The organism is Caballeronia mineralivorans PML1(12) (assembly GCF_001028175.1).
Classification (GTDB): domain Bacteria; phylum Pseudomonadota; class Gammaproteobacteria; order Burkholderiales; family Burkholderiaceae; genus Caballeronia; species Caballeronia mineralivorans.
This window is the reverse complement of sequence record NZ_AEJF01000123.1, coordinates 71,078-92,839: the sequence shown is the minus strand read 5'-3', so window position 1 is coordinate 92,839 and position 21,762 is coordinate 71,078. Positions and strand designations below refer to the sequence as shown.

The following is a 21,762-nucleotide window of genomic DNA, read 5'->3' as shown; positions in this document are numbered from 1 at the left end:
GGGAGCGGGGCGACTCGCTCGATGAAGTGGCGCGCATTACGGGCAAGGCGAATAGCCGGAGCCGCACGATGGGGGTGGGGCTGTCACCCACTATTCTTCCCGCCGCCGGCAAGCCTACGTTCACGCTGCCTGAAGGCGAGATGGAGATCGGTATCGGCATTCATGGAGAGCCCGGCTCGCATCGCGGCAAGCTGGAAACGGCCGATGAAATTGCGGACCGGCTCACCGGCACGATCTTGCGCGATCTCGCTCTGCCTAAGGGCTCCCGCGTTGCCATCCTGGTGAACGGGCTGGGTGCGACCCCGCTGGAGGAGCTTTATGTGTTGTATCGGCGAGCGGCCGGCATGCTCGCGGACCAGGGGCTGACAATCGCACGATCGTATGTGGGCGAGTATGTGACGAGCCTGGAAATGGCGGGAGCATCGATCACGGTGATGCACGTGGACGACGAACTGGAAGCGCTGCTGGCCGCGCCCGCTCGTTCGCCTTTCTTCCGTGAATGATCACCGGATGAATCAGGAGAACATGCGATGAGCGTGACTTGCAAGGAACTCCGGGACGTGTTGACACGCGCCTTGCGCGCACTGCCGGCGCATGCCGACGAACTGCGTGACCTCGATGCCGCGCTGGGGGATGGAGACCTCGGCATCACGGTGGCGGCGGGGTCCGCCGCGGTCGTCAAAGCGCTGGACGTCTTGCCGGAAGACGCCTCCATAGCCGATGTATTGCTCGGCGCCGGCAAGGCGTTTTCGACGGCTAACCCGTCCACCTTTGCCGCGTTAGTGGGGGGAGGGTTGCTGGCGGCGTCGAAGGTCGTGGCCGGAAAGACATCGGTTGGCGAGGCGGAGGCGGTCGACATCGGGCGCGCGGTGGCGGGGCGGATTGCCGAACGCGGCAAGAGCAAGCTCGGCGACAAGACCGTGCTCGACGCCCTGATTCCAAGCCTCGATGTACTTGCGTCCTCGAACGGCACGGCCGCTGAATTGCTCGCGGCGATGATCGCGACGGCTCAGGAGCAAGTCGATGCGACCGCCGGATTGCAATCGCAAAAGGGCCGTGCGGCGTGGGTGCAGGAACGCAGTATCGGGCATGCGGACCCGGGGGCGACAGCGTACTTGCGGTTCCTTGTCGCGTTGCAAGCGGCGCTCAGGCCGTAACCTGTTTGCCTGTTCCAGAGGTCCGCAATCAGACCTCTGGCCGCCACCCGGACTGCGGTTGGATCAGAAACGGTGAACGATGCCGACCCCGGCAGCAAACTGCTTGCCTGATGACGATGGGCTGCTCTGAAAGCCATCGCCAAGCGTTGCAGTCGCGTTGATGATGTTTCCTGCTCCCGCCGTGCCCAGCGTCTTGCCGTGCGCTACCTGGAACGCCTGCAGCGCATACAGCGTCGTACGCTTCGAAAGGTTGTAGGCCTCGGACAGATTGAACTGGTGATACTGCGCCGCGCTGTCGATGCTGTTCGCCTTCGTAGCGCGCGTATAGCTGTAGCCCGCGGCCAGATCGATTGGGGGTGCAGCGCGATAGTGAAGCACGGTGCCGAAAGTATTGAAGACCGCTTCGTCAGTGAACTTCGAGTTGATACCCGGTATGTACTGGACGTTCGAATACGTCACCGAGATATCGAGCGCTTGGGTGAACGCATAACCTCCCGTGACTGCCACGCGCTGCTGGGCCGCCGCGGTCTGATAACCGTTGGTGAGCGCAGACACGCCCGGTTGCCCGCCCGAATTGGTCGTCGAGTCGGTTCCCCAGGCGCCGCCGCCCGGTGTCGAATTGTTGATGCGCTGCAGGCCGGCCGCAATGCCGAATGGACCGTTGATGTATTGCAACGCCACGCTCCAGGTAGAGCCCGCATTGAGGCTGCCCGCGACGCCGCCCACGGAATACGAGCCGCTCATGGTCACCCCGTAAAAGGTCGGCGACGTATAGACGAGCGAGTTGTTTTCGCGGAAATCGGTATCCAGAGAGTCGATATCGCCGGGGTGCGCGCCGAAATAGCCGGTGAGCCAGGTGGTCGGGCTATACGGCGACAGCAGTGCATAGTAGGACGTGTACTGGCGGCCGGCCGTGAACGTACCGTAGGCCGGGTTCGTCACACCAACGTACGCCTGGCGGCCGAATTCCGCGTTCGTATATTGCTGCGCCCCGGTGTCGAGATTGAAGCCCGATTCCAACTGGAAGATCGCCTTGGTTCCGCCGCCAAGATCTTCCGCACCCTTCAAGCCGAAGCGGCTTCCAGCCCAGATCCCCGACGCGAGTTTCGTCACCGAGTGACCGCCGCTGGTTGACCCGAGCGATGCCTGGTTGCTCGCATACACCAGGCCGGTATCCACGATCCCGTACAGCGTCACGCTGCTCTGCGCGAACGCGGAGCTTGCGATACATGAAGCGCCCGCAACGCTTAGCATTCCGATATATTGACTGCGTTTTTTCATTCAACTTCTCCTTTTACTCTTTTTTATAAAAGCGTCTTCAAATGCAGCGCACTACAGCGCTGTAATCCGCGCGCGGAAATGCTCGGTGCCGGCAACGATCTTGTCGAGAACCGCATCCAGCGCCCAGAACCGCTCGCGCACGTCGTAGTCGATCACGCGGCAGCGGATTGAGCCGAAGGTGCCAATGCGCTGGTGGTACATCTTCGCAAGTGCTGGATACCCCAGCGCTTCCGACACGGCCGCGACCACGAGAAACGTCGACAATTCCTCGGCCAACGCCGGGTGGGCGTCGCTTTTGGTGCGCAGCCACTGATAAAGATCGGGATGGAAGTTGGTGAAGACGCCATTGAAGCCGGACGAGCCTGCTTTCATTGCGTCCCATGCAATCGCTGCATTGGCGTTCAGGATCTTCAGCGGCGATCCCTTGGCGAGCGCAACGCGCCGCTTGACGGTATCGAGATCGCAACTCACGTCTTTCAGCATCACGAAGCGGCCGGTGTCGATACAGGCCTTCAGTTCTTCATCGGATAACAAACGGCGATACGGCGCGGGACATTCGTAGAAGCCGAGCGGTACGTCGGAGGGCAGACGCTTGAGCAACCGCTCCAGATTGGCGAGAAAGGTCGCTGTGCCTTCACGTTTCGGATCGAGCCGGTTCGTTACCAGCACAATGCCTTGAGCGCCCGACGCAGCGGCGGCGCTGAGTTCTTCGACCTGGGCATCGGGATCGTCGCTGATATGGCCGGACACGACGACCGGAACGCGGCCCGCGACTTTGTCGACGACGAAACGTGCCACTGCAGCGCGCTCGGCGAGACTCAGGAATTGCATTTCACTCGATTGAGCGACCGCGAACAGCGCGTCCGAGCTATGTTCCAGGTACCACTCGATCAGGCGTTCGAGCCCGGCGTAGTCGATCGCGCCGGCCTCGTCGAATGGTGTTAGCATGACCGGGACAATACCTTCTATCGTGGTGGCAGATTTTAATACGGTATCCATATTTCTCTCTATCGTCAGAATCAAGCCTGGTTGCGCAACGGCTTGCGCATTTATCTCAGGCGGGTAGATGCAGCGTCGCGGTCTCGGGTTCGCGCTCGGGAATCGGCTTGCGGACCAGAACAAGATATGCCATTGCGCCAACGAGTGCGATGCCGGCCCCGGTCAACAAAGCAGGCACGAACGACGAAACCTGGGCAATGTACCCAGTCGCGACCGGTGCCAGCGCTCCGCCAAGAAAACCGCCAAAGTTCTGGATCGCACCGAGCGAACCGATGCGGCTGGGCGGTGCTGCCGCGGTGGCGAGCGACCACGAACAGGCGGAAGCAGCGTTTGCCAGAAAGATCACGACCGAGATGCAGACGAGGGCGATCGTATTGCTCTCGGCCAGCGCGGCCGGAACGGTGAACGCGACCATGCCGAGCATGGTGATCACGACCGCGTTGCGACGGCCCGCCACCGCTGAACGGCTGCGCCGGGTAATCAGGTCGGACAGCCATCCCGCGAGCAGGGCGCCGATAAAACCGCAGAAGAACGGTACAGCCGCTGCAATACCGCTGCGCTCGAGGCTCATGTGCCGCGCGGTCCTCAGGTAACCTGGCAGCCAGGTCAGATAGACCCAGTTGAGATACACCGAACCGAAGAAGCCGATCAGCATGCCCCACGTGGTCCCGTAGGAGAATAGAGCGCGCCAGTCGGCGAACGTGAGTTTTCCAGCGGCTTTGTTCGCCGAGTCCTGATCCGCGTCCGCATCAAGGTACTGACGCTCGACGTCCGTCATCTGCGACCTGACGGGATCGCGATAGACCATGAGCCAGACAATAGAGACAAGGAAGCCTGCTGCGCCCGTCACAATGAACGCCCAGTGCCAGCTCGTCGATGCGATCAGAATGGACAGGCACAGCGGCGCGAGTGCAATTCCCAGCGGCGACGCTGCATTGAAGATGCCCGTGGGCGTGCCGCGCGATCGCAATGGAAACCAGTTGCTGACAACCCGCGCCGCCGACGGGAACTGTGGCGCCTCGCCGATGCCGAGCACAATGCGCGTGACGACGAAATAACCGAACGTGGCGGCAAGTCCGCCCGCTGCCTGCGCGAGCGACCAGACGATCAAGCCAATGCCCAGCAGCCAGCGTGGTCCTATGCGGTCGACCAGTACACCGACCGGCAGTTGACACAATGCGTAGCTCCACGAAAACGCTGAGAGCAAAATGCCCATCTGACCGAGCGACAACCCAAGGTCGGCGCGAATGGATTCGTTCGCGACAGCCAGGGTGCCGCGATCCAGATAGTTGATGACACCGCTAATCATCAGCAGCGACAGCGCCACGGTCTGGCTGCGCCGTATGCGAGGCGGAGTGGTTTGACCTGCCGGACTCTCGTTCATGCTGCGTCTCCGTTATATATGTTGTGAAATTTGAAAAGGCGGCTGGCAAAACGCCGGGTCGAGATTCGCCCGACCGACGTCGGCGCAGAACCCCGGCACATAGGCGTGCGCCGTTTATTTACTTCTGCGTTGCAGCCCAGTTCACCACTTTCTGTTCCTGCGTACCGAGCCCTTCGATGCCAAGCTTCATCGTGTCGCCGGCCTTGAGATAGAGCTCGGGATGCATGCCAAGACCCACACCCGGCGGCGTGCCGGTTGTAATCACATCGCCTGGCTGAAGCGCCACGAACTGGCTGATATACGACACGAGTTTCTTGATGGGAAAAATCATGTCGTTCGTGGAGGAATCCTGAACTCTCTTCCCGTTTAACTCCAGCCACAACTTCAGTTCCTGGACGTCGGCGATTTCGTCTTTCGTCACGAGCCACGGACCCAGCGGCCCGAAGGTCGGGAACATCTTGCCCTTTACCCATTGTCCGCCGTGTTCGAGCTGCGATTCCCGTTCCGACACGTCGTTGCATACGCAATATCCGGCCACATAATCAAGCGCGGATTCTTCGCTGACATACAGCGCGTCCCGCCCGATAACGATCGCGAGCTCAACTTCCCAATCGCTTTTAACGGAGCCCACGGGCAGTGTGACCGGATCGAACGGCCCGGAGATACAGGACGGTGCCTTGTTGAATAGAATCGGCTCGCTCGGGATGGGTGCGTTCGTTTCGATCGCGTGTTGGACGTAGTTGAGGCCAACCGCGATGAAATTTCCCGGGCGCCGGATGCACGCACCAATGCGCGGTTTTCCTGGCACGATCGGCAATTGATTGACGTCGAGTGTCGCCACCTTGCTAAGACCATCGCCCGCAAAAAAATCCGGGTCGATATCTTTCACGACTTCGGACAGGTCACGGATCTGTCCTTTTTCGTCCATCAAGCCGGGTTTTTCCGAGCCCTGCGGGCCATAGCGCAGTAGTTTCATCGTTACTCCAGTTGCGATTGAATGAATGAGTACGCCGCTATCCTGACGACTCGTTGCCATCAAATTTCTTATAAGAAATCGCGGGTTTGAAAGAAGTCGACAATCTTGCTGATTTGTCCGCGCATCATTTCCCGGCCTTGAATGAACGTGCAGCCGCTATCCCTGGCTAGAGACAAGAGCCGCGTCATTTCCGGCTTGACGATGGCATCGAATACGATCAGATCGCGGGGCAGCGTTTCCGCACGAATGGGCGTGCGCGTGTCGTTCAGCATCCCGACCGGAGAGGCGTTGATCAGCACGTCGATACCATCAACGACCGGCTCGCCGATCTCGACCTGCGTGGATGGACTGCAGCGCCGCACCTTCTCCGCACCATCCTCGGCGCGTTGTGCATCGGGGTCGAAGATCCTCATGCTTGCGGGACTTTCGCGTCCCACCGCAATGGCTATCGCGCTGCCTGCACCGCCAACGCCGATCATCATCACCCGCTTGCCTGCGAAACTCACGTCTCTGCGACGGAAGGCTTCCACGCAGCCGAGGCCGTCGAATATATCGCCGAGCCATTGACCGTCGTCCGTGCGCACGAGCGCATTGACCGCGCCGACGAAGCTTGCCTGCGGACCGAGCTGGCTCGCAAATCTGCGCGCCTCGCCTTTGAAGGGAATGGTGAATACGAATCCGTCGAAATTTTGCAGCTTCAGAAGTTCGGGCATGACCCGGTCGAAGTCGGCGGGTAGAACGTGCACCGGAATCATCAGGGAATTGAGGCCGCGCGACACCAATTCCGCCGTGATCATTTCCGGCGAGCGCACTTGCTCGATCGGATGTCCGACTATTCCGAAGATGCGCGTTTTCCCGTTGACGTAATCGACTTCCCAGCTATTTGTCACGACCCATCCTTATTACGTGTTTTAGCAATCAACGACTCTGACAACCGGCTGCACAAGGCTTCCAGGCCTGATTAGCCCATGCGCTTCCATATGCCCCGTTTGGTCGTATAAATGTAACCGCTATGCATTTCAAACCATGAGTTAGCTTTAAGATTTAGCACCACGCGATACTGGCCTATTCACGGTATGTGTGATTCCGAAATTATTGCAGCCGATTGGCATCACCAGATTTGCATAGCGCTTACATCGTAGAATAATTTCGGCCATACCGTCAAATCGCTATTGCACCTTTAAGGGCAAACACTTACCTTCAGCACACCGCTTACATGGCTCCAATTTCTTCATGCAAGATTCGAAAGATACCGAAACCGCACGCGCGAACGCCGACGCAACGGAGACTCAGCCCACGCCCATGACGGCACAAACGCCCCGTTCGCTTACTACCTCCGGCGACGAGCCCGTGCTGGCCGATGTCGCGCGGGTGGCCGGCGTGTCCACGGCGACGGTCTCGCGCTACCTGAACGACCCCGAGAAGGTGACCGAGAAAACCCGCGCCCGTGTCCGGGCCGCGATTACGCAACTCGACTGGGTCCCGAACGCTGCTGCTCGTTCGCTGGTCTCGCGGCGGTCCTATACCGTCGGTGCGATTGTCCCGACGCTTGAACACGAGAAATTCCACCAGCAGTTGCAGGCCTTCCAGGGGCGTCTTGGCGCTGAAGGACTGGCCGTCTTCGTTGCCTGTTCTTCTTATGATCCCGAGGAGGGTTATCGGCTGGCGCGCGGCATGGTGGGGCGCGGCGTGGATGCGATCGCGCTGCTCGGGGACAATTACCCCGACGCTCTTTTCGACCTGTTGCGGGCGAAGGACATCCCGTACGTCGTGACCTTTGGCAAGCGGGCGGACAGCGACCACCCGTGCGCGGGATTCGATCATGCGCGCGCCTACGAGGTCATCACGCGGCGGCTGCTGGAACTCGGCCATACGCGGTTCGGCGTGATCTTTCAGTCGACGAAACTCAACAATCGCGTAGCGGCGCGCTTGGGCGCCATTCATGCCACGCTCGCGGAAAATGGCCTTGCGCTGAGGCCGCCTCACCTTGCGCTGATGGACAACAACTCCAACGTCGGACGCATACCGTTCGCGCGCAAGAGCTTCCAGCAGATCATGAGTCACGCTCCCGCGCCGACCGCGATCATTTGCGGGAACGACATCCTCGCGATCGGGGCATTGCTGGAGGCTGAGGCGATGGGCATCGACGTGCCGGGTACGCTGTCCATTAGCGGTTTCGATGACATCGAGATTGCCGCGCACTCGCGGCCTTCGCTGACGACGGTGCGGGTGCCCGATCGTGAGATGGGGGAGTTGGCCGCGCAATATCTCATCGATCGGTTGGCGGGCCGGGATTGTGCCTCCCCGGCGATGCTCGACGTCCTGCTGGTTGAGCGTGAATCGACGGGCAAAGCGCCCGGCGTTGCGTGATTGTGCAGCGAAGTTTCTAAGGCGCACCCGTGCGCATGGACCGGTATTCACGCCGCACGATATCCATCAGCTCGGCGACCGATGTGCTGGCTGCCTCCCGCTCGTAAGTCACGCGACCTCGCTGCATGAGCATGACGCGATCCGCAATATCGAGCGTCTGGGCGTAGTTGTGCATGATCATGACAATCGACAGCCCCTGCTTGTCCCTCAGCCGCAAGATCAGGTCAATGATCAGTCCCGCCTCGCGAGCGCCCATTGCCGCGAGCGGTTCATCCAGCAGCAGAATCCTTGCATCCGAATTGACCGCGCGAGCGACGGCGATTGCCTGCCGCTGCCCGCCTGAGAGTTGCTCGACCGGCAGATCGACCGACGGCACATGCACACCGATCTCTTCGAGGCATTCCGCGGCACGGGCCCGCATCGCGCGGTTATTCAACAGGCGGAACGGGAACGGACCGCGTCGCACGATCTCCCGATTCAGGAACATGTTGTGATAAATGCTGAGCGAATTGGCCAGCGCCAGATCCTGATAGACGCATTCAATGCCTAGCGAGCGGGCGTGGTCGACGGAGCGAAGCATCGTTTCCTCGCCAGCCACAAATAGCTTGCCGCTCGTCTGCTGATGAAACCCCGTGAGGATTTTTATCAGCGTCGATTTGCCTGCGCCGTTGTCGCCGAGGACGCCAAGGATCTCGCCTTGCCTGAGCGTGAGCGACACACCGTCGAGTGCGGTGACCGCGCCGAAACGCTTGACGATATCTTCGCCTCGCAGCGCCGCCGGCCCCGCTGAAGCCGATGCGGCGGCGGACATCAAAGGTCCCCTTTACGCGCGAGACGAACGACGTGGATATTGAAGATCATGGCCGCCAGGATCGCAGCGCCGAGAATCATGTTGAAGGTGAAGGCGTTGATGCCGATGAGCGTGAAGCCGTCGTTGAGGATGCCGAGCACTGCCGCACCGATCAGCCCGCCGATGATCGTGCCCGAGCCGCCGGCCAGCGGCGTGCCGCCGATCACGGCCGCGGCGACGGCGAGGAACATGATCTGGTTGCCGCCTGCCTGCGGATCGATCGAGGTTATCCGGAAGCCTTCCAGGATGCCGGTAAAGCCTGCAAGCAGCGCAGCAATCACAAAATTGCCGAGTTTCAGGCGCTTGACGTGAATGCCCGCTTCGCTCGCACCTAACGGATTGGCGCCCGCAGCGATGGTATGCAAACCCCATCGCGTATGACGCAGCAACACATGCATGACCGCGGCGATCGCGATCGTCCAGATGATTTCGCTATAACCCCACGCGCCCATGAACGCCGAAAAATTCGCACCCTCCGGCGGCGAAACCGGCGTGCCGCGTGAAATGGTCAGCGTAAAGCCATTGACGAAAAACAGCGTGCCGAGCGTGGTCACGAAGGAGGGGATGCGCAGGTACACCGTCACCGCGCCGTTGATCAGCCCGACCACGCCTGCGGCCAGCACGCCGGCCAGCAATGCGAGCCACGTGGGTGCGCCCGCTTCGCTCGCGAAGTGCATGACGAAGGGTGCGAATGCGAAGACCATGCCGGCGGAGAGATCGATCTCCCCGCCGATCATCAGCATGATCTCGCCGCAGGCAATGATGGCTACCGGCGCGATGAACTGCGAGAGGTTCTCAAGGCTCGCGCTCGTCAGCAGGAAGTCATGGTTGGCCGTCTCGAAGTAGATGCTGAGGATCACCGCGACCGCGAGGATGCGGATCTCGCTGGATCGCCTGATCGCGCCCGGCCATAACCTTGCGCGCCGGCTCGGTTTACCGGCATCCGTCACGGGAGCGCTCACGCCTTGATCGGACCTGTGCGCGGCACGATCTGCGGTTTCGTACTCTTGCCTTCGTAGCGCGTCTCCGTGGTGAGGTACGGATCGACCGTGCCTTTAGTGACGAACTTCAGGCCCGTATTGATATTGGCTGGCCCAACGAGTCCACCGGATGCAAGGAAAACGAATGCTTCCAGCACGGTATAAAAACCTTGTACGTAAGGTTGCTGGTCGATCGTGAAGTCGAGAAAACCTTCGTGGATCAGCTCGACCGTGCGCGGCAACAAATCAAAGCCGCCGCCGTGCACGCCCTTGGACGGCAGGTTGGAATCCTTCATGACCTGAGCCACGCCTTGCGTGCTGCCTGCATCGACGGCAAACATGCCTTTCAGATCCTGATGCCCCAGGAAGAACGATTTGATCTTCGAGAGTTCCTCGTTGACGGTCGCCCCGGTCGCGATGGTTTGCGCGTCGATTTTCTTGCCCGACTTCTTGATTGCGTCGAGTGCGCCGTCCAGCCGCGGCTGGATGTTGAGCTGGCCGGGCGTCGCGATAAAAAGTCCGACGAGACCGCTATCCACAAGGCTTACGATGCGCTCGCCCATCTGGTAGCCCGACAGATACAGATCCTGGCCGATATACGCGAGGCGAGGATTGGCGCTGCCGCTGGGAGCATCAGCGTTGTATGCAAATACTGGGATTCCTGCGTCGAGCGCTTTCTGGATCGGCGTGTTGAACGCCTTGGGGTCGACAATAGGGACTGCAATTGCATCGGCTTTCGCGGCAATCGCCGCGTTGACCGCATTGACCATTTCGGCCACGTCGGCGTTGGCTGAGCCGGTCCATTGGTAGTCGAACCCGAGCAAGGCGGCCGCGTCCTGAATGCCATATTGCGTCGGAACGAAGAATGGATTTGTCGTTACGTGATTGACGAATACGATCTTCCAGCGCTTGTGCGCCGGAAACGGGCCGGCTTCCGCAGCTTGAGCCGGTGTGATCGCGCCGCCTAGCAGCGCTAATGCCGCTGTCAGGCCGGCACCTTGCAGCAGGCCGCGACGCACGCTCTGTACGTCACCCTGGTTTTCCCGATCTTGCGCCATGTCATTCTCCCGTCTCGGTGTTTTTGAACATCTCAGTTCTCGTGACGGCGCGGGCCGGTGAAGCGCCGTTGCCGGGCGTCGACGAACTCTGCGAAACCCGCGTGCTCAAGCGCACGCACGGTCGAATGACGACGTATCGACATGCTAGAACAGGCACTTAGCCAATTAATCAATGTATACCCTTAACTAGTCCGACTATTTTGATGAATCGCGGAAGAGCGGGTCGTTTGGAGGGGGCGAGGTGAGCTTAGGAAACGGCGGGCTTGTCGGTCATTCCATTATTTGGGAACGTCGCGACGGCGGCGCTGGCGGTCGTGAGTTGATTCGCCTTACGACGGCGCTTTCGGAATGGCTGCAAACTGGAGGCGCGCTGTGTTTTTCCGGGCATTGGTTGTTCTGCCAATATATGTAGTAGTCCGTATATTGCTCCTCGCACCTTTGCCCCTTCGCGATCAATTCCGGCTAGCGAAGGCGAGTTGGACAGCTAAGCCCGCGAACACGGAGCCGAGCAGATACCGCGGAAGCCGTTGCCGCGTAGAATACGGCAGTGGTGCACGCAGCAATTACGCCGCCGGGGCTAACGGGAAAGCCGTGAAAATAGACTTTCCACGCGACCATCGATATATTTATATGGATATAACGAAGCAGGAGAGCTTCAGTGGGCAATAACGCGCAACAAGCAGTCGGAGAAAAATTCGTTCTCGAATCGATGCACTACGCACGCGACAAGACGTGGGAGGCCGTTGAAGAGGTCGCGGCCATGATTCAGCCCGGAATGCTCGAGTCGGAAGCGGTCGCGGAGTGCCAGCGGGTTCTTCGAGAGATGGAAATGGGGCGAATCTGGCATCCCATACTGATCCGTTTTGGAGAAAACACCTTGAGGACGTTCAAGCAGCGTTCCGAGGAAGATCCGCGGCTGAAGGAAAACGACATTTTCTTTATCGATCTTGGCGTTGTCTGGCAGGGGCATGAAGGCGATGCGGGCGCGACGTTTGTAGTCGGCGCAGACGCCGAGATGAAAGCGTGCGCGGACGCGGCAAAAACTGTTTTCGACGAAGTCGAACATCATTGGCGAACGACGGGAGCCGGCGGCAAGGCACTGTATGACTATGCGGCGGAACGTGCATCGGCGCTCGGTTGGAAGCTCAATCTCGATATCAAAGGGCATCGCGTGAGCGATTTTCCGCATGCCATCTTCAAGGCGGGCAATCTCGGGAATTTCGAGCCGCATCCGGACGCCGGGCTCTGGATCCTGGAGATTCAACTGGCTCATCCGACAAGGCCGTTCGGCTCGTTCTACGAGGACCTGCTTGCCTGATTGTTGCCGAGGCAGAAAAGCTAACCAAGGAAGCGATGTTCATTCGTCAACTCGAGTATCTCGTCACGCTGGCCCGCGAAAAACATTTCGCGCGGGCGGCGGAAGCCTGCCACGTTTCGCAGCCCGCGCTGTCATCGGCTATTCGTACGCTTGAAGCCGAACTAGGACTGGTCATTGTCGAGCGGACGCGGCGCTTTGTAGGCTTCACGGAAGATGGCGAGCGCGTGCTGGGCTGGGCGAGGCAAACACTCGCATCGCTGCAAAACATGCGGCACGACGCGTCCGCCGCGCAAGTCCGGCTCATCGGGACGCTTCGGATTGGGGCTATACCAACCATCATGCCGGTGACCACCCGCATGCTTGCGCCGTGCATGCGAGAGCATCCGCATATGCATTTTGAGGTTCGTTCTCTCAGCTCTGACGCGATCCTTCGTCAACTCGACGAGTACGAACTCGATGTCGGCCTGACCTATCTCGACGATCAGGTACAAGCGGGCTTCAGCGTGTTGCCGCTTTATCTCGAACGCTACATGCTCTTGTCGCCCTCCAGCGCCGGCGACGGTTTCAACACGGGTACCGTTCAATGGAGCGACGTTGGCGGATTGCCGCTAGGTCTGTTGACTGCCTCCATGCAGAACCGGCAAGTGATCAATGCGGCGTTTCGACGGGAGAACGTGCCGCCAACCGTGGTTCTCGAGACCGATTCGCTTCTGTCCCTCTACGCGCACGTGCAGCATGCCGGTCTGTTCAGCGTGTTTCCCCATAGTCTTTTGAGCGTCCTGCCTGCAGGCAGCGGCGTGCGTGCATCGTTGTTATTGCCGGAGTTGACACGCGGCATCGGTCTCATCGCACGCAATCGCAATACGCTGCCGCCGCTGGTCGCCGCCATGTGGCGAATTGCCGAGCAACTCGATCTGCAGCGGGAATTCGACGCGTTGCTGCCCGAGGCCGCACGCGCATCCCAGGGATCCGCGACCGTGTAAGACGCTACGCGAGCAACGCCAGCAGCCCTCTGCAAGCGGCTGCTCGCCGTGATAACAAGCGCTTATCACCTGATCCATTCAAACGATTGGACCCTCTGCGAGTACTTGGAGACACTGCTCTTCGTCGACGTGCCAGCCCCACGATCGACGAGGCGGCACCTGGACTTCAGGGCCGGTGTTATTCAAATCAGAGCGGAGCGAGACGATCATGGCCAAGGTTTTATGCGTTTTATATGACGACCCTGTCGACGGTATGCCCAAGAAGTACGCCCGGGACGACATTCCCGCCATCACGAAGTATCACGACGGACAAAGCGCCCCGACACCCAAGGCAATCGACTTCAAGCCGGGCGAGTTGCTGGGCAGCGTGTCCGGCGAGCTGGGGTTGCGCAAGTTCCTCGAATCACAGGGACACACCCTGGTCGTTACATCCGACAAGGATGGCCCCAACTCCACGTTCGAGCGCGAGCTGGAGGATGCCGAGATCGTCATTTCCCAGCCGTTCTGGCCCGCCTATCTGACGGCTGAACGCATCGCCCGGGCGCCGAAGCTCAAGCTCGCGCTCACGGCTGGGATCGGCTCGGATCACGTCGATTTGCAGGCCGCGATCGATCGCGGCATCACGGTTGCCGAAGTGACCTTCTGCAATAGCATCAGCGTGGCCGAGCACGTCGTCATGATGATCCTGTCCCAGGTCCGGAACTATTTGCCGTCGCATGAATGGGTCAAGAAGGGTGGCTGGAATATCGCGGATTGCGTCTCGCGTGCATACGATCTCGAAGGGATGAACGTTGGGACCGTGGCGGCCGGACGCATCGGCGCGGCGGTGCTGCGACGGCTCAAACCCTTCGACGTCAAGCTGCACTACACGGACCGGCATCGTCTGCCGGAACAGGTCGAGCGCGAACTTGGCGCAACCTGGCATCCCACTGCTGAATCCATGGCACGTGTGTGCGATATCGTGACCATCAACTGTCCGTTGCACCCGGAAACGGAACATCTCTTCGACGAGAAGATGATCAGCAAGATGAAGCGCGGCGCTTACATCATCAACACGGCGCGCGGAAAGATTGTCGATCGCGACGCTGTCGTGCGTGCGCTGGAATCGGGCCAACTGGCGGGTTATGCAGGCGACGTCTGGTTCCCGCAGCCTGCACCGAGCGATCACCCGTGGCGGACCATGCCGAATCAGGGTATGACGCCGCACACGTCCGGCACGACGCTTTCGGCACAGGCGCGTTACGCCGCTGGCACGCGTGAAATTCTCGAATGCTGGTTCGCCAAGCAGCCGATTCGTGAGGAGTATCTGATCGTCGATGGCGGACGTCTTGCCGGTGTGGGTGCGCACTCGTACAGCGCAGGCAATGCGACGTCGGGCTCGGAAGAGGCGGCTCGCTTCAAGAAGGCATAACGCCGTGGGCACGCTGGTCAGGTTATTCATGGTCAGCGTGCGCATTTCCATGGGCTTAAAACAAGATGAACGAACAGATCGCCCATGCGGCGCCCGCGGTTCCTTTAGCGCCATTTAAACAAGCGGCATTCGGTTTCTTAGGTGGTTTCCTGGCGATTGGTGCGATCTCCCTGCTAGGACATGTGACAAGCAGCCCCTTGGTGATCGCGCCATTCGGTGCATCGAGCGTCCTGCTATTCGGCGCACCCGATAGTGCATTCGCCCAGCCCCGCAATCTTGTATTCGGACATCTGCTTTCCACGGCCGTAGGGTTGGCCGTGTATTGGCTCGCCGGACCGGGGATATGGCAAATGGCGCTGTCTGTGGGGCTTGCCATTGCCTTGATGCAGCTTGCACGTTGTGTGCATCCTCCGGCGGGTGCCGATCCGCTAGTGATCATGCTAAGCGGCAATGCATCGATCGGATTCTTTTTTGTCCCGGTCCTGAGCGGCGTGTGCGCGCTGCTGGTTATAGCGTTGCTGTTCAATAATCTCGTGCGCGGCCGGCGATGGCCGGGGCGATGGTCATGACGCGCTTACTCGTCGAACCCGATTCCTTGACTGCGTAATATTCGCATCGAGCTGTCGAGATGCGCGCGGGCACTTTGTGCATCGCCTAAGCGCATTTGCTCATAAGTGAGCTGTGCTATTTCGTGCGGCACAGGCTTGAGCGGCCGGTTGCTGCTCATGGCCTTGAGCTGGACTTCCGCCGCACGTTCCAGATAATAGAGATCGTCCCAAGCCTCCGCGATGCTCGCGCCTCCCACCATCACGCCGTGGTTCTTCAGGAACAGGATGTCGGCGTCTCCCATGGCTTCGGCAATGCGATCGCCCTCCGACTCATCCAGCGCCAAGCCGTTGTAATTTTCATCGACAGCGGTGCGGCCATAGAACTTCAACGCCGTCTGCCCGAGCCACAACAGCGGCGGCCCTTCCACCAGGCAGAGCGCCGTCGCGTTCGGCATATGCGTGTGGAACGCCGCTTTCACGCGCGGTTTCGCCCGATGCAACCTTGCATGAATATAAAACGCCGTGGCTTCCGGCTGGCCGTCACCGGCGATCACGCGCCCCTCGAAGTCGCAGACGAGCAGGCGGGATGCAGTGATCTCGCTAAACGCGTAGCCATAGGGATTGACGAGAAACAGATCGTCGTGACCCGGCACGATCGCCGAGAAATGATTGCAAACCCCTTCCTCGTAACCCCGTTGCGCCGCAAGCCGAAAGCACGCGGCAAGCTCGATGCGCGCCTGCATGACGGCGTCGGAATCGAGCCGGACGATACGCGATGGCGTAGTGGAGCTGCCGACTGAAAGCGAGTGAGCCATGATGATTGCCTTGAAAATTTACCAGCCGAATTGATTGAAAAGCACAGGCACCTGGTCGAGCGTTGCAAGCGTTGCGTCGGGTGTATAACCTGGCAGCGCGGTGCGGCCGGTACCGCGATCGATCCACATGCAACGAAAGCCGATCTCGCGCGCGGCTGCATGATCGAGGTGTGGACTTGCGCAGATATGAACGACCTCGTCCTTGGTTACGCCAAGCTTATCAAAAGCATAATCGAACAATTTCCGCGATGGTTTGTAAGCCCCGGCCTGCTGCGCCGTGATGACTCGATCGATCAATCCGCCAAGCTGCGCGACGTTGCCGGCGATGATGTCGTCATCCGTATTCGACACAATACACAAACGATAACCCGCTTCCTTAAGCTGCCTTAAAGCGCCGACCACTTCAGGAAAAGGCGGCATCGCGGAGATGCTGCCCGTTAGCGTGCGGGCGTCGTCCTCGTTGTTTTGCAATCCCAGTTCGTCCAGTGCAAGACGTAATGCATCCGCTGTCACGCTGCGAAACGTGCGATGCGGCGGCGTCTGCTCAAGCGCGTGTTCATGCCGATCATAGATGCTGATTAGCCGGGCGGGATCGACCGAGTGTGTTTCCTTGGCGGACAGGATCTTGCGTACGGCAGCTTGCAATCCTTCGTCCCACTGGATCAAGGTGCCGTAGCAATCGAACGTGAGCCATTGGGGTCGGAGGGTGTGTTCAAGCGCTTCGAGAGCCATGATGTGCTCGCTTAGTTAGGGAATGTCGTCAGACTAGAGGGATTGCTTGATATTTGGAAATTAAATTAAACTCTATAGGCCAATCGAAATTCAAATAACGCGGCGGTCCGCTCATGCTAGATCTCGAGTTGTTGAACACCCTGGTTTGCGTGGTCGATGAAGGCAGTTTTACGCGCGCCGGCGAACGTGTACACCGGACGCAATCGACCGTCAGCCAGCAGATTCGCAAGCTGGAAGGAACGGTTGGCCGCGCGTTACTGCTGCGGGACCGGACCGGCAACCACGTGAGCGCCACGGAGCATGGAGAGTTGCTCGCGCACTATGCGCGGCGGCTGCTGGCGTTGTCGCGTGAGGCGGAGGATGCCCTGATCAGCGACGTGGCGCTCGAACCGGTACGCATTGGCGTACCCGAGGATTTCGACGCGCGGCGCATGTCGGCCATGCTCTCGGGTTTTGTTAAGACGCAACCCGGCGTGCGGCTTGAAACGGTAAGCGGCATGAGTGTCGATCTTCAGCGCAGGCTTGCGGCAGGCGAGGTCGAGATTGCGCTGGTCAAGCGCGAGCCGGGTAGCGGGGACTGTCTCGCGTCGTGGCCCGAATCGCTGGTGTGGGTCAAGGGTGAGGGCGTGGAGTTGACGGACGAACCGGTCCCGCTTGCGTTGTTTCCGCAAGGTTGTGTGTACAGGCAGCGTGCCATTCGTAGCCTCGACAAAGCGCGTCGGCGCTGGCGCGTTGCGTTCGGAAGTCATAGCCTGACCGGCATTCAGGCGGCGGTTTCATCGGGGCTGGGGGTGTCGGTGTTACCCACAACGGCCGTGCTGCCTGAGCATCGCGTATGCACGGATTTGCCGGACTTACCGCCGACCGAGCTTGCACTGGTGAGCTCGGTCGGAGTGCTCAATGCAGTCCAGCAGGCGTTGATCGAATTTCTGCGTACAGAGATAAAGGCTTAACGGCGAAGTGCCTTAGCGCTGGGCTTCCAGTTGAGCCGCGGCCGTGGCGTAGCCAACGCAGCGTTTAGCCAGGATGTCAGTCGGATCGACTAGCGTGATCGTTTGACCGCTAGCGCTTAGCCAAAAAGCGTGCGGCAGAAGCAGTGGCAACTCGGTACATCCGAGGATGACGACTTCGACCCCTTCGTCGGCTAAGCTTTGAAGCGCGGCGTGAATGTCGTCCAGACATTGACCCGTGGTGTAGCCCGCTTTCACGCCTTTTTCGCCGTAGATCGCATTCATCACTCTGGCCTGCAACATCGGACTGGCCACGATTTGCCGCAACCCCTCCGCTTCAAGCGCTTCCCGATAAACACCACTTGCCACCGTCCCCGACGTAGCCAGAAGCCCGACTTCACGAAGCGAAGGAAATGAATCGCGAAGCGTCTGGACCGTCACGGTCAGCATGTTGACGATCGGGATGTTGAGATACGGCTGGATCCGCTGCACAAACGCATGCGCCGTGTTGCATGGGATCGCGATGATGTCCGCGTCGCCAGTTTCGAGTTTCTTGCATGTGGCGTACAAGGAGATGGTGGGGTCCGGGCCATCGCCGATCAGATTGTCGGTGCGATCGGGGATCTGCGGGTTCTGCTCGACCACTAGCTTGATGTGGTCCTGATCCCGCTTCGCCGGCGTATTGCGTACGATCTTCTGCATGAAGTCCACGGTCGCTGCCGGGCCGATACCGCCTACCACGCCAACCTTGAAGAGCTTGACGGGCGACTCGTATTGCCCCGATACGACGTACTGGGCGTACGCCAGATTCGAGTCGATCATCGGTACGCCCAGCTTGCCGAGCTCGTCCGCAATGAGCGCGATCTCGGTCATGCCCGGCACGATGACCTCCGCGCCCTGCGCAATGAGGTCGTCGCAAGCGCCTCTTAGCAGCGCGACGGGCTGGCCCAGCAAATGGCCCGACTTGATGCCGTCTTCTCCGTACACGGCGCGCGTGACGAGATCGGTGGTTCCATCGATTCGCGGATGGACGACTTCGAATTCAGGTGCGGAAAAATACCGCTCGAAGAGACCGTCCTGCCGCGTGTAGTCCGATGCCAGCACGCCGATGCGGCGAACCGAAGGGAACTTGCGCCGTACATGGTTTCGCAATGCCTCGATCATGTCCACGATCTGCAAAGGCGAGTTCGCCTTCAGTTCGTCCATGAACGTGTGGCTCAGGAAGCAGGGCAGCACGACCGTATCGATGCCGCGTTTCTCGAACGCACGAATGAGATCGAATATGTACAGCTTGCGTTCGATCGTCGCCGCGCTGGTGGCGCCGGCGCCGCGAAACGGATGCTGCTCGAATACGACGTCGAAGTGATCGGCGTCGCCGGTCGCGGGCGTCGACTTGACGAGCTTGAAAAATACGTCGGCGCTGGCGAGCGGGCCGAGCCCACCAATGACGCCAAACGAGCGGCGCCCCTGCATGTTGTCACGCATCATTTCGCTTCGCTCGGCAACTGATCGAAGCTTCGTGCTTCCGTTTGCGTGACCCGAGCCGTCTCCCACTTTGCGATGACGGCCGTCGCAATGCTATTGCCGATCACGTTGGTCGCCGTTCGCCCCATGTCCAGTATCTGGTCGATCGCAAGGATCAGCACGACGCCGGACGGCGGCAAATGGAACATCGGCGCAACGGCTGCCACGACCACGACCGAGCCCCGTGCGACTCCGGCCATGCCTTTGCTGCTGACCATCAGCACGAGCAACATCAGGATCTGCGTGCCCACCGGCATATCGATACCAAAGGCCTGTGCAATGAAGATGGCAGCAAATGCCTGGTACATCATCGAGCCGTCGAGATTAAAGGCGTATCCAAGCGGCAGCGTAAAACCGACAACCTTTTTGTCCACGCCGAATTCTTCGAGCTTTTCCGTCAGGCGCGGATACGCGGCTTCGCTGCTTGCCGTCGAGAACGCCAGCATGGCAGGCTCACGTACCGCTTTGAGCAACGACCAGATGGGCTTGCCGAGGAACGCATAACCCGCACCGATCAAAATGACCCACAACAGCACCAGTCCCACATAGAAGCTGCCGATCAGCTTGCCGTAAGTCATCAGCACGTCGAGACCATGCAGGGTGACGGCCGAGGCGATCGCACCGAATACGCCGATGGGCGCAAGGCGCATGACGTAGTCGGTGAGCTTGAGCATGGCGGGGACGAGCGCGTCGATGGCTTGCACGAGCGGCGTCACCCGTGCGTCTGCCTTGATTGCGCCCAGCACAATGCCAAACAGCACGGAGAACACCAGGATCTGCAGGATGTCGTTGCGCGCCATGGCGTCGAGAATACTCGTCGGAAATGCGTGCGTGACGAAGTCCTTGAAATTCAGCCCTGCGGTATTCAGGCCCGTTGTTACATCGGAACTGGTCTGGGCCATGTGAAGGCCCGCACCCGGTTGCAACAGGTTGGCGAGGAAGAGGCCGAGCGCAAGTGATATCAGCGAAGCGCAGACGAACCAGCCAACCGAACGAATGCCGATGCGGCGCACGTCGCTCGTTCCGTCCATTCCCGCGAGACCGGACACCAGCGTGGCGAATACCAGCGGTGCGATGATCATCTTGATGAGCCGCAGGAAGATGTCGGTGATGATCGAGAAGTAGCCGGCCATCTCTTTTGCTGCATTTGAATCCGCGGCGGTCTTGTGACAGACGTAGCCGACCACGACGCCAAGCACCATGCCGACGACGATATAGAGCGTTAACCGGTTTTTCATTTTGATCCTTCCAGGTGTGTCTCGCACGAAGATGAGCCTGGGGCCACCGTGCGATCGGTTTGACGGAAAGCGCCTTGCCTATGGGCCTTTTCTGTCGCTGCACGGATAGTAGAAGTGGACAAAAAAACCGCGATGCGGGTTTTGCATGCCGTTATGCGAGTGCCGCATAACTAGGGTAAACGCTAGGACAATTTCAGGCTGAGGAGCGCAGGTATTGCCACAGGGTTTCAATGAAATCGTTTTTGTTCGAGGCGTCGCGGTACACGCGAAGCTCGACTTCCAGATTCCATTCCTTGCCGCCGGCCGCCACGAGCTCGCCATTTTTCAGTTCGGTTTGTATCGAGCTTTTCGGCAGCCACGCAATTCCTTCGCCCTCCAGCACCATCTTCTTGAGCACTTCCGCCATATCCGATTCGTAGTGCGGGCGCAGTGCCGGTTGCGTCTTGGCGCGGCGAAGCAGCAAGGCCAGGCAGCGGCCAAAATAGCTGGTTTCCGTGTACGAGATGAGCGGCAAAGGGCGGCTGGCGGTTCCGGGCAAGCGCAGCGAAGGGGCAGATTTTTGATTCGGCTTGCAGACGGGCATGAACGTGTCGATGCCTACCGTCAGGTACTCGTAGCGCGTGGGATCGAGATGCAGCGGCAGGTCGGGGTGGTGATAAGCGAACATCAGTTCGCAGTTGCCGTTCACCAGCATCAGGATGGAATCATGGACGTTGGTGGGAATCACCCGCGCCCTGACATCGCGGAATTGCGCGGTCAGCGTGTTCAGCCAGGCAGGAAGAAAACTCAGCGCAATGGTGTGGCCCGCAGCAATCTGCAGCCCGGTGCCGGGCATCCGCTGCTCCGTGCGAATGATGGCGCGCGTGTCGAACAGGCGGTTGAGGATGTCGTCGGCGGCTTCCCTGAAGAAACGTCCTGCGGGCGTCAGTGTGGGCGGATAGCTGCTGCGATCGATCAGGTCCGCTCCGACCCATTGTTCGAGCGCCTGGATGCGCCGGCTGAAACCGGACTGCGTGACATTGCGGACCTCAGCGGCGCGCGAGAAACTTTGGTACTGCGCAAGAGCGACGAAGTCCTCGATCCATTTAATCTCCATACCGCTCCCGTTCTGCTTCTCTTAAAGAAGCGAGTGTGTCCATGTCAAGCGAGCCATTACCTGTTATTCGCGCGCGATGTACGGAGTGTAAG

21 protein-coding genes are annotated in these 21,762 nt (G+C 59.8%); 8 read left to right on the top strand and 13 right to left on the bottom strand.

What is annotated here, in order from left to right:
- Both EOS_RS19870 and EOS_RS19865 read left to right on the top strand, forming a co-directional pair.
- A partial coding sequence (locus EOS_RS19870; protein WP_047848391.1) for a dihydroxyacetone kinase subunit DhaK occupies window positions 1-503 on the top strand: 503 nt, incomplete at its 5' end.
- A 27-nt stretch (window positions 504-530) separates the two neighbouring features.
- Window positions 531-1,157, top strand: a complete 627-nt coding sequence (locus EOS_RS19865; protein WP_047848390.1) for a DAK2 domain-containing protein — start codon at window positions 531-533, stop codon at window positions 1,155-1,157.
- A gap of 63 nt (window positions 1,158-1,220) precedes the next feature.
- Here EOS_RS19865 and EOS_RS19860 read toward each other — a convergent pair whose 3' ends face one another.
- The 5 genes from EOS_RS19860 to EOS_RS19840 form a co-directional block, all read right to left on the bottom strand.
- Window positions 1,221-2,411: a porin gene (locus tag EOS_RS19860; RefSeq protein ID WP_087881974.1), complete on the bottom strand. Its 1,191-nt coding sequence runs from the start codon at window positions 2,409-2,411 to the stop codon at window positions 1,221-1,223.
- A 78-nt stretch (window positions 2,412-2,489) separates the two neighbouring features.
- A complete protein-coding gene (locus EOS_RS19855) occupies window positions 2,490-3,437 on the bottom strand; it encodes a dihydrodipicolinate synthase family protein (RefSeq protein WP_047848388.1) in 948 nt (315 codons plus the stop codon).
- A 55-nt stretch (window positions 3,438-3,492) separates the two neighbouring features.
- Complete coding sequence (locus EOS_RS19850) at window positions 3,493-4,821, bottom strand: MFS transporter (protein ID WP_047848387.1); 1,329 nt, start codon at window positions 4,819-4,821, stop codon at window positions 3,493-3,495.
- 118 nt (window positions 4,822-4,939) lie between these two features.
- A complete protein-coding gene (locus EOS_RS19845; RefSeq protein WP_047848386.1) occupies window positions 4,940-5,797 on the bottom strand; it encodes a fumarylacetoacetate hydrolase family protein in 858 nt (285 codons plus the stop codon).
- 68 nt (window positions 5,798-5,865) lie between these two features.
- Entirely contained in the window at window positions 5,866-6,687 is an 822-nt protein-coding gene (locus tag EOS_RS19840; protein WP_053063976.1) for a shikimate dehydrogenase family protein, read from the bottom strand.
- Between the two features lie 343 nt (window positions 6,688-7,030).
- On the opposite strand from EOS_RS19840, the gene EOS_RS19835 reads away from it, so the two are divergent.
- Complete coding sequence (locus EOS_RS19835) at window positions 7,031-8,167, top strand: LacI family DNA-binding transcriptional regulator (RefSeq protein ID WP_053063975.1); 1,137 nt, start codon at window positions 7,031-7,033, stop codon at window positions 8,165-8,167.
- A 16-nt stretch (window positions 8,168-8,183) separates the two neighbouring features.
- Here the strand turns inward: EOS_RS19835 and EOS_RS19830 are convergent, their stop codons facing one another.
- Genes EOS_RS19830 through EOS_RS19820 form a run of 3 tightly spaced genes read right to left on the bottom strand, consistent with a single transcriptional unit; the run spans window position 8,184 to window position 11,055 of the window.
- Window positions 8,184-8,978, bottom strand: a complete 795-nt coding sequence (locus EOS_RS19830) for an ATP-binding cassette domain-containing protein (RefSeq protein WP_047848385.1) — start codon at window positions 8,976-8,978, stop codon at window positions 8,184-8,186.
- Entirely contained in the window at window positions 8,978-9,979 is a 1,002-nt protein-coding gene (locus EOS_RS19825) for an ABC transporter permease (RefSeq protein WP_047848384.1), read from the bottom strand. Before EOS_RS19825 ends, EOS_RS19830 begins: the two co-directional genes overlap by 1 nt.
- A complete protein-coding gene (locus EOS_RS19820; RefSeq protein ID WP_047848383.1) occupies window positions 9,976-11,055 on the bottom strand; it encodes a sugar ABC transporter substrate-binding protein in 1,080 nt (359 codons plus the stop codon). Before EOS_RS19820 ends, EOS_RS19825 begins: the two co-directional genes overlap by 4 nt.
- Window positions 11,056-11,713: 658 nt before the next feature.
- Between EOS_RS19820 and EOS_RS19815 the strand changes: the two genes are divergently transcribed.
- The 4 genes from EOS_RS19815 (at window position 11,714) to EOS_RS19800 (ending at window position 15,336) form a co-directional block, all read left to right on the top strand.
- The gene (locus EOS_RS19815) at window positions 11,714-12,373 is read left to right on the top strand and encodes a M24 family metallopeptidase (protein ID WP_047848382.1); all 660 of its coding nucleotides are present in this window, start codon (window positions 11,714-11,716) and stop codon (window positions 12,371-12,373) included.
- 35 nt (window positions 12,374-12,408) lie between these two features.
- Window positions 12,409-13,356 carry a LysR family transcriptional regulator gene (locus EOS_RS19810; protein ID WP_047848381.1) on the top strand — a complete coding sequence of 316 codons (948 nt, stop codon included), beginning with the start codon at window positions 12,409-12,411 and terminating at the stop codon, window positions 13,354-13,356.
- Between the two features lie 208 nt (window positions 13,357-13,564).
- Window positions 13,565-14,767, top strand: coding sequence for an NAD-dependent formate dehydrogenase (locus tag EOS_RS19805; RefSeq protein ID WP_047848380.1), 1,203 nt, complete (start codon window positions 13,565-13,567; stop codon window positions 14,765-14,767).
- A 65-nt stretch (window positions 14,768-14,832) separates the two neighbouring features.
- The gene (locus EOS_RS19800; protein WP_047848379.1) at window positions 14,833-15,336 is read left to right on the top strand and encodes an HPP family protein; all 504 of its coding nucleotides are present in this window, start codon (window positions 14,833-14,835) and stop codon (window positions 15,334-15,336) included.
- Window positions 15,337-15,341: 5 nt separating this feature from the next.
- On the opposite strand, the gene EOS_RS19795 is transcribed toward EOS_RS19800, so the two are convergent.
- Window positions 15,342-16,130 (bottom strand): aldolase, encoded by a 789-nt coding sequence (locus EOS_RS19795; protein WP_047848378.1) that lies wholly within the window; start codon window positions 16,128-16,130, stop codon window positions 15,342-15,344.
- A gap of 18 nt (window positions 16,131-16,148) precedes the next feature.
- Window positions 16,149-16,862, bottom strand: a complete 714-nt coding sequence (locus tag EOS_RS19790; protein WP_047848377.1) for a haloacid dehalogenase type II — start codon at window positions 16,860-16,862, stop codon at window positions 16,149-16,151.
- A 113-nt stretch (window positions 16,863-16,975) separates the two neighbouring features.
- On the opposite strand from EOS_RS19790, the gene EOS_RS19785 reads away from it, so the two are divergent.
- The gene (locus EOS_RS19785; protein ID WP_047848376.1) at window positions 16,976-17,815 is read left to right on the top strand and encodes a LysR family transcriptional regulator; all 840 of its coding nucleotides are present in this window, start codon (window positions 16,976-16,978) and stop codon (window positions 17,813-17,815) included.
- Window positions 17,816-17,827: 12 nt separating this feature from the next.
- Here the strand turns inward: EOS_RS19785 and cuyB are convergent, their stop codons facing one another.
- The 3 genes from cuyB to EOS_RS19770 all read right to left on the bottom strand — a co-directional run bounded on the left by cuyB (window position 17,828) and on the right by EOS_RS19770 (window position 21,670).
- Window positions 17,828-19,300, bottom strand: coding sequence for a cysteate racemase (cuyB, locus tag EOS_RS19780; RefSeq protein WP_047848375.1), 1,473 nt, complete (start codon window positions 19,298-19,300; stop codon window positions 17,828-17,830).
- Complete coding sequence (locus tag EOS_RS19775) at window positions 19,297-20,574, bottom strand: dicarboxylate/amino acid:cation symporter (protein WP_047848374.1); 1,278 nt, start codon at window positions 20,572-20,574, stop codon at window positions 19,297-19,299. The genes cuyB and EOS_RS19775 overlap by 4 nt, the downstream gene beginning before the upstream one ends.
- Before the next feature lie 193 nt (window positions 20,575-20,767).
- Window positions 20,768-21,670: a LysR substrate-binding domain-containing protein gene (locus EOS_RS19770; protein WP_047848373.1), complete on the bottom strand. Its 903-nt coding sequence runs from the start codon at window positions 21,668-21,670 to the stop codon at window positions 20,768-20,770.
- Between the last annotated feature and the right edge of the window lie 92 nt (window positions 21,671-21,762).

What these genes read in the sequence shown, in the direction of transcription:
- EOS_RS19865 (WP_047848390.1), top strand. Translation starts at nt 531, where the DNA reads ATGAGCGTGACTTGCAAGGAACTCCGGGACGTGTTGACACGCGCCTTG.
- EOS_RS19860 (WP_087881974.1), bottom strand. Translation starts at nt 2,411, where the DNA reads ATGCTAAGCGTTGCGGGCGCTTCATGTATCGCAAGCTCCGCGTTCGCG.
- EOS_RS19855 (WP_047848388.1), bottom strand. Translation starts at nt 3,437, where the DNA reads ATGGATACCGTATTAAAATCTGCCACCACGATAGAAGGTATTGTCCCG.
- EOS_RS19850 (WP_047848387.1), bottom strand. Translation starts at nt 4,821, where the DNA reads ATGAACGAGAGTCCGGCAGGTCAAACCACTCCGCCTCGCATACGGCGC.
- EOS_RS19845 (WP_047848386.1), bottom strand. Translation starts at nt 5,797, where the DNA reads ATGAAACTACTGCGCTATGGCCCGCAGGGCTCGGAAAAACCCGGCTTG.
- EOS_RS19835 (WP_053063975.1), top strand. Translation starts at nt 7,031, where the DNA reads ATGCAAGATTCGAAAGATACCGAAACCGCACGCGCGAACGCCGACGCA.
- EOS_RS19830 (WP_047848385.1), bottom strand. Translation starts at nt 8,978, where the DNA reads ATGTCCGCCGCCGCATCGGCTTCAGCGGGGCCGGCGGCGCTGCGAGGC.
- EOS_RS19820 (WP_047848383.1), bottom strand. Translation starts at nt 11,055, where the DNA reads ATGGCGCAAGATCGGGAAAACCAGGGTGACGTACAGAGCGTGCGTCGC.
- EOS_RS19810 (WP_047848381.1), top strand. Translation starts at nt 12,409, where the DNA reads ATGTTCATTCGTCAACTCGAGTATCTCGTCACGCTGGCCCGCGAAAAA.
- EOS_RS19805 (WP_047848380.1), top strand. Translation starts at nt 13,565, where the DNA reads ATGGCCAAGGTTTTATGCGTTTTATATGACGACCCTGTCGACGGTATG.
- EOS_RS19800 (WP_047848379.1), top strand. Translation starts at nt 14,833, where the DNA reads ATGAACGAACAGATCGCCCATGCGGCGCCCGCGGTTCCTTTAGCGCCA.
- EOS_RS19795 (WP_047848378.1), bottom strand. Translation starts at nt 16,130, where the DNA reads ATGGCTCACTCGCTTTCAGTCGGCAGCTCCACTACGCCATCGCGTATC.
- EOS_RS19790 (WP_047848377.1), bottom strand. Translation starts at nt 16,862, where the DNA reads ATGGCTCTCGAAGCGCTTGAACACACCCTCCGACCCCAATGGCTCACG.
- EOS_RS19785 (WP_047848376.1), top strand. Translation starts at nt 16,976, where the DNA reads ATGCTAGATCTCGAGTTGTTGAACACCCTGGTTTGCGTGGTCGATGAA.
- cuyB (WP_047848375.1), bottom strand. Translation starts at nt 19,300, where the DNA reads ATGATGCGTGACAACATGCAGGGGCGCCGCTCGTTTGGCGTCATTGGT.
- EOS_RS19775 (WP_047848374.1), bottom strand. Translation starts at nt 20,574, where the DNA reads ATGAAAAACCGGTTAACGCTCTATATCGTCGTCGGCATGGTGCTTGGC.
- EOS_RS19770 (WP_047848373.1), bottom strand. Translation starts at nt 21,670, where the DNA reads ATGGAGATTAAATGGATCGAGGACTTCGTCGCTCTTGCGCAGTACCAA.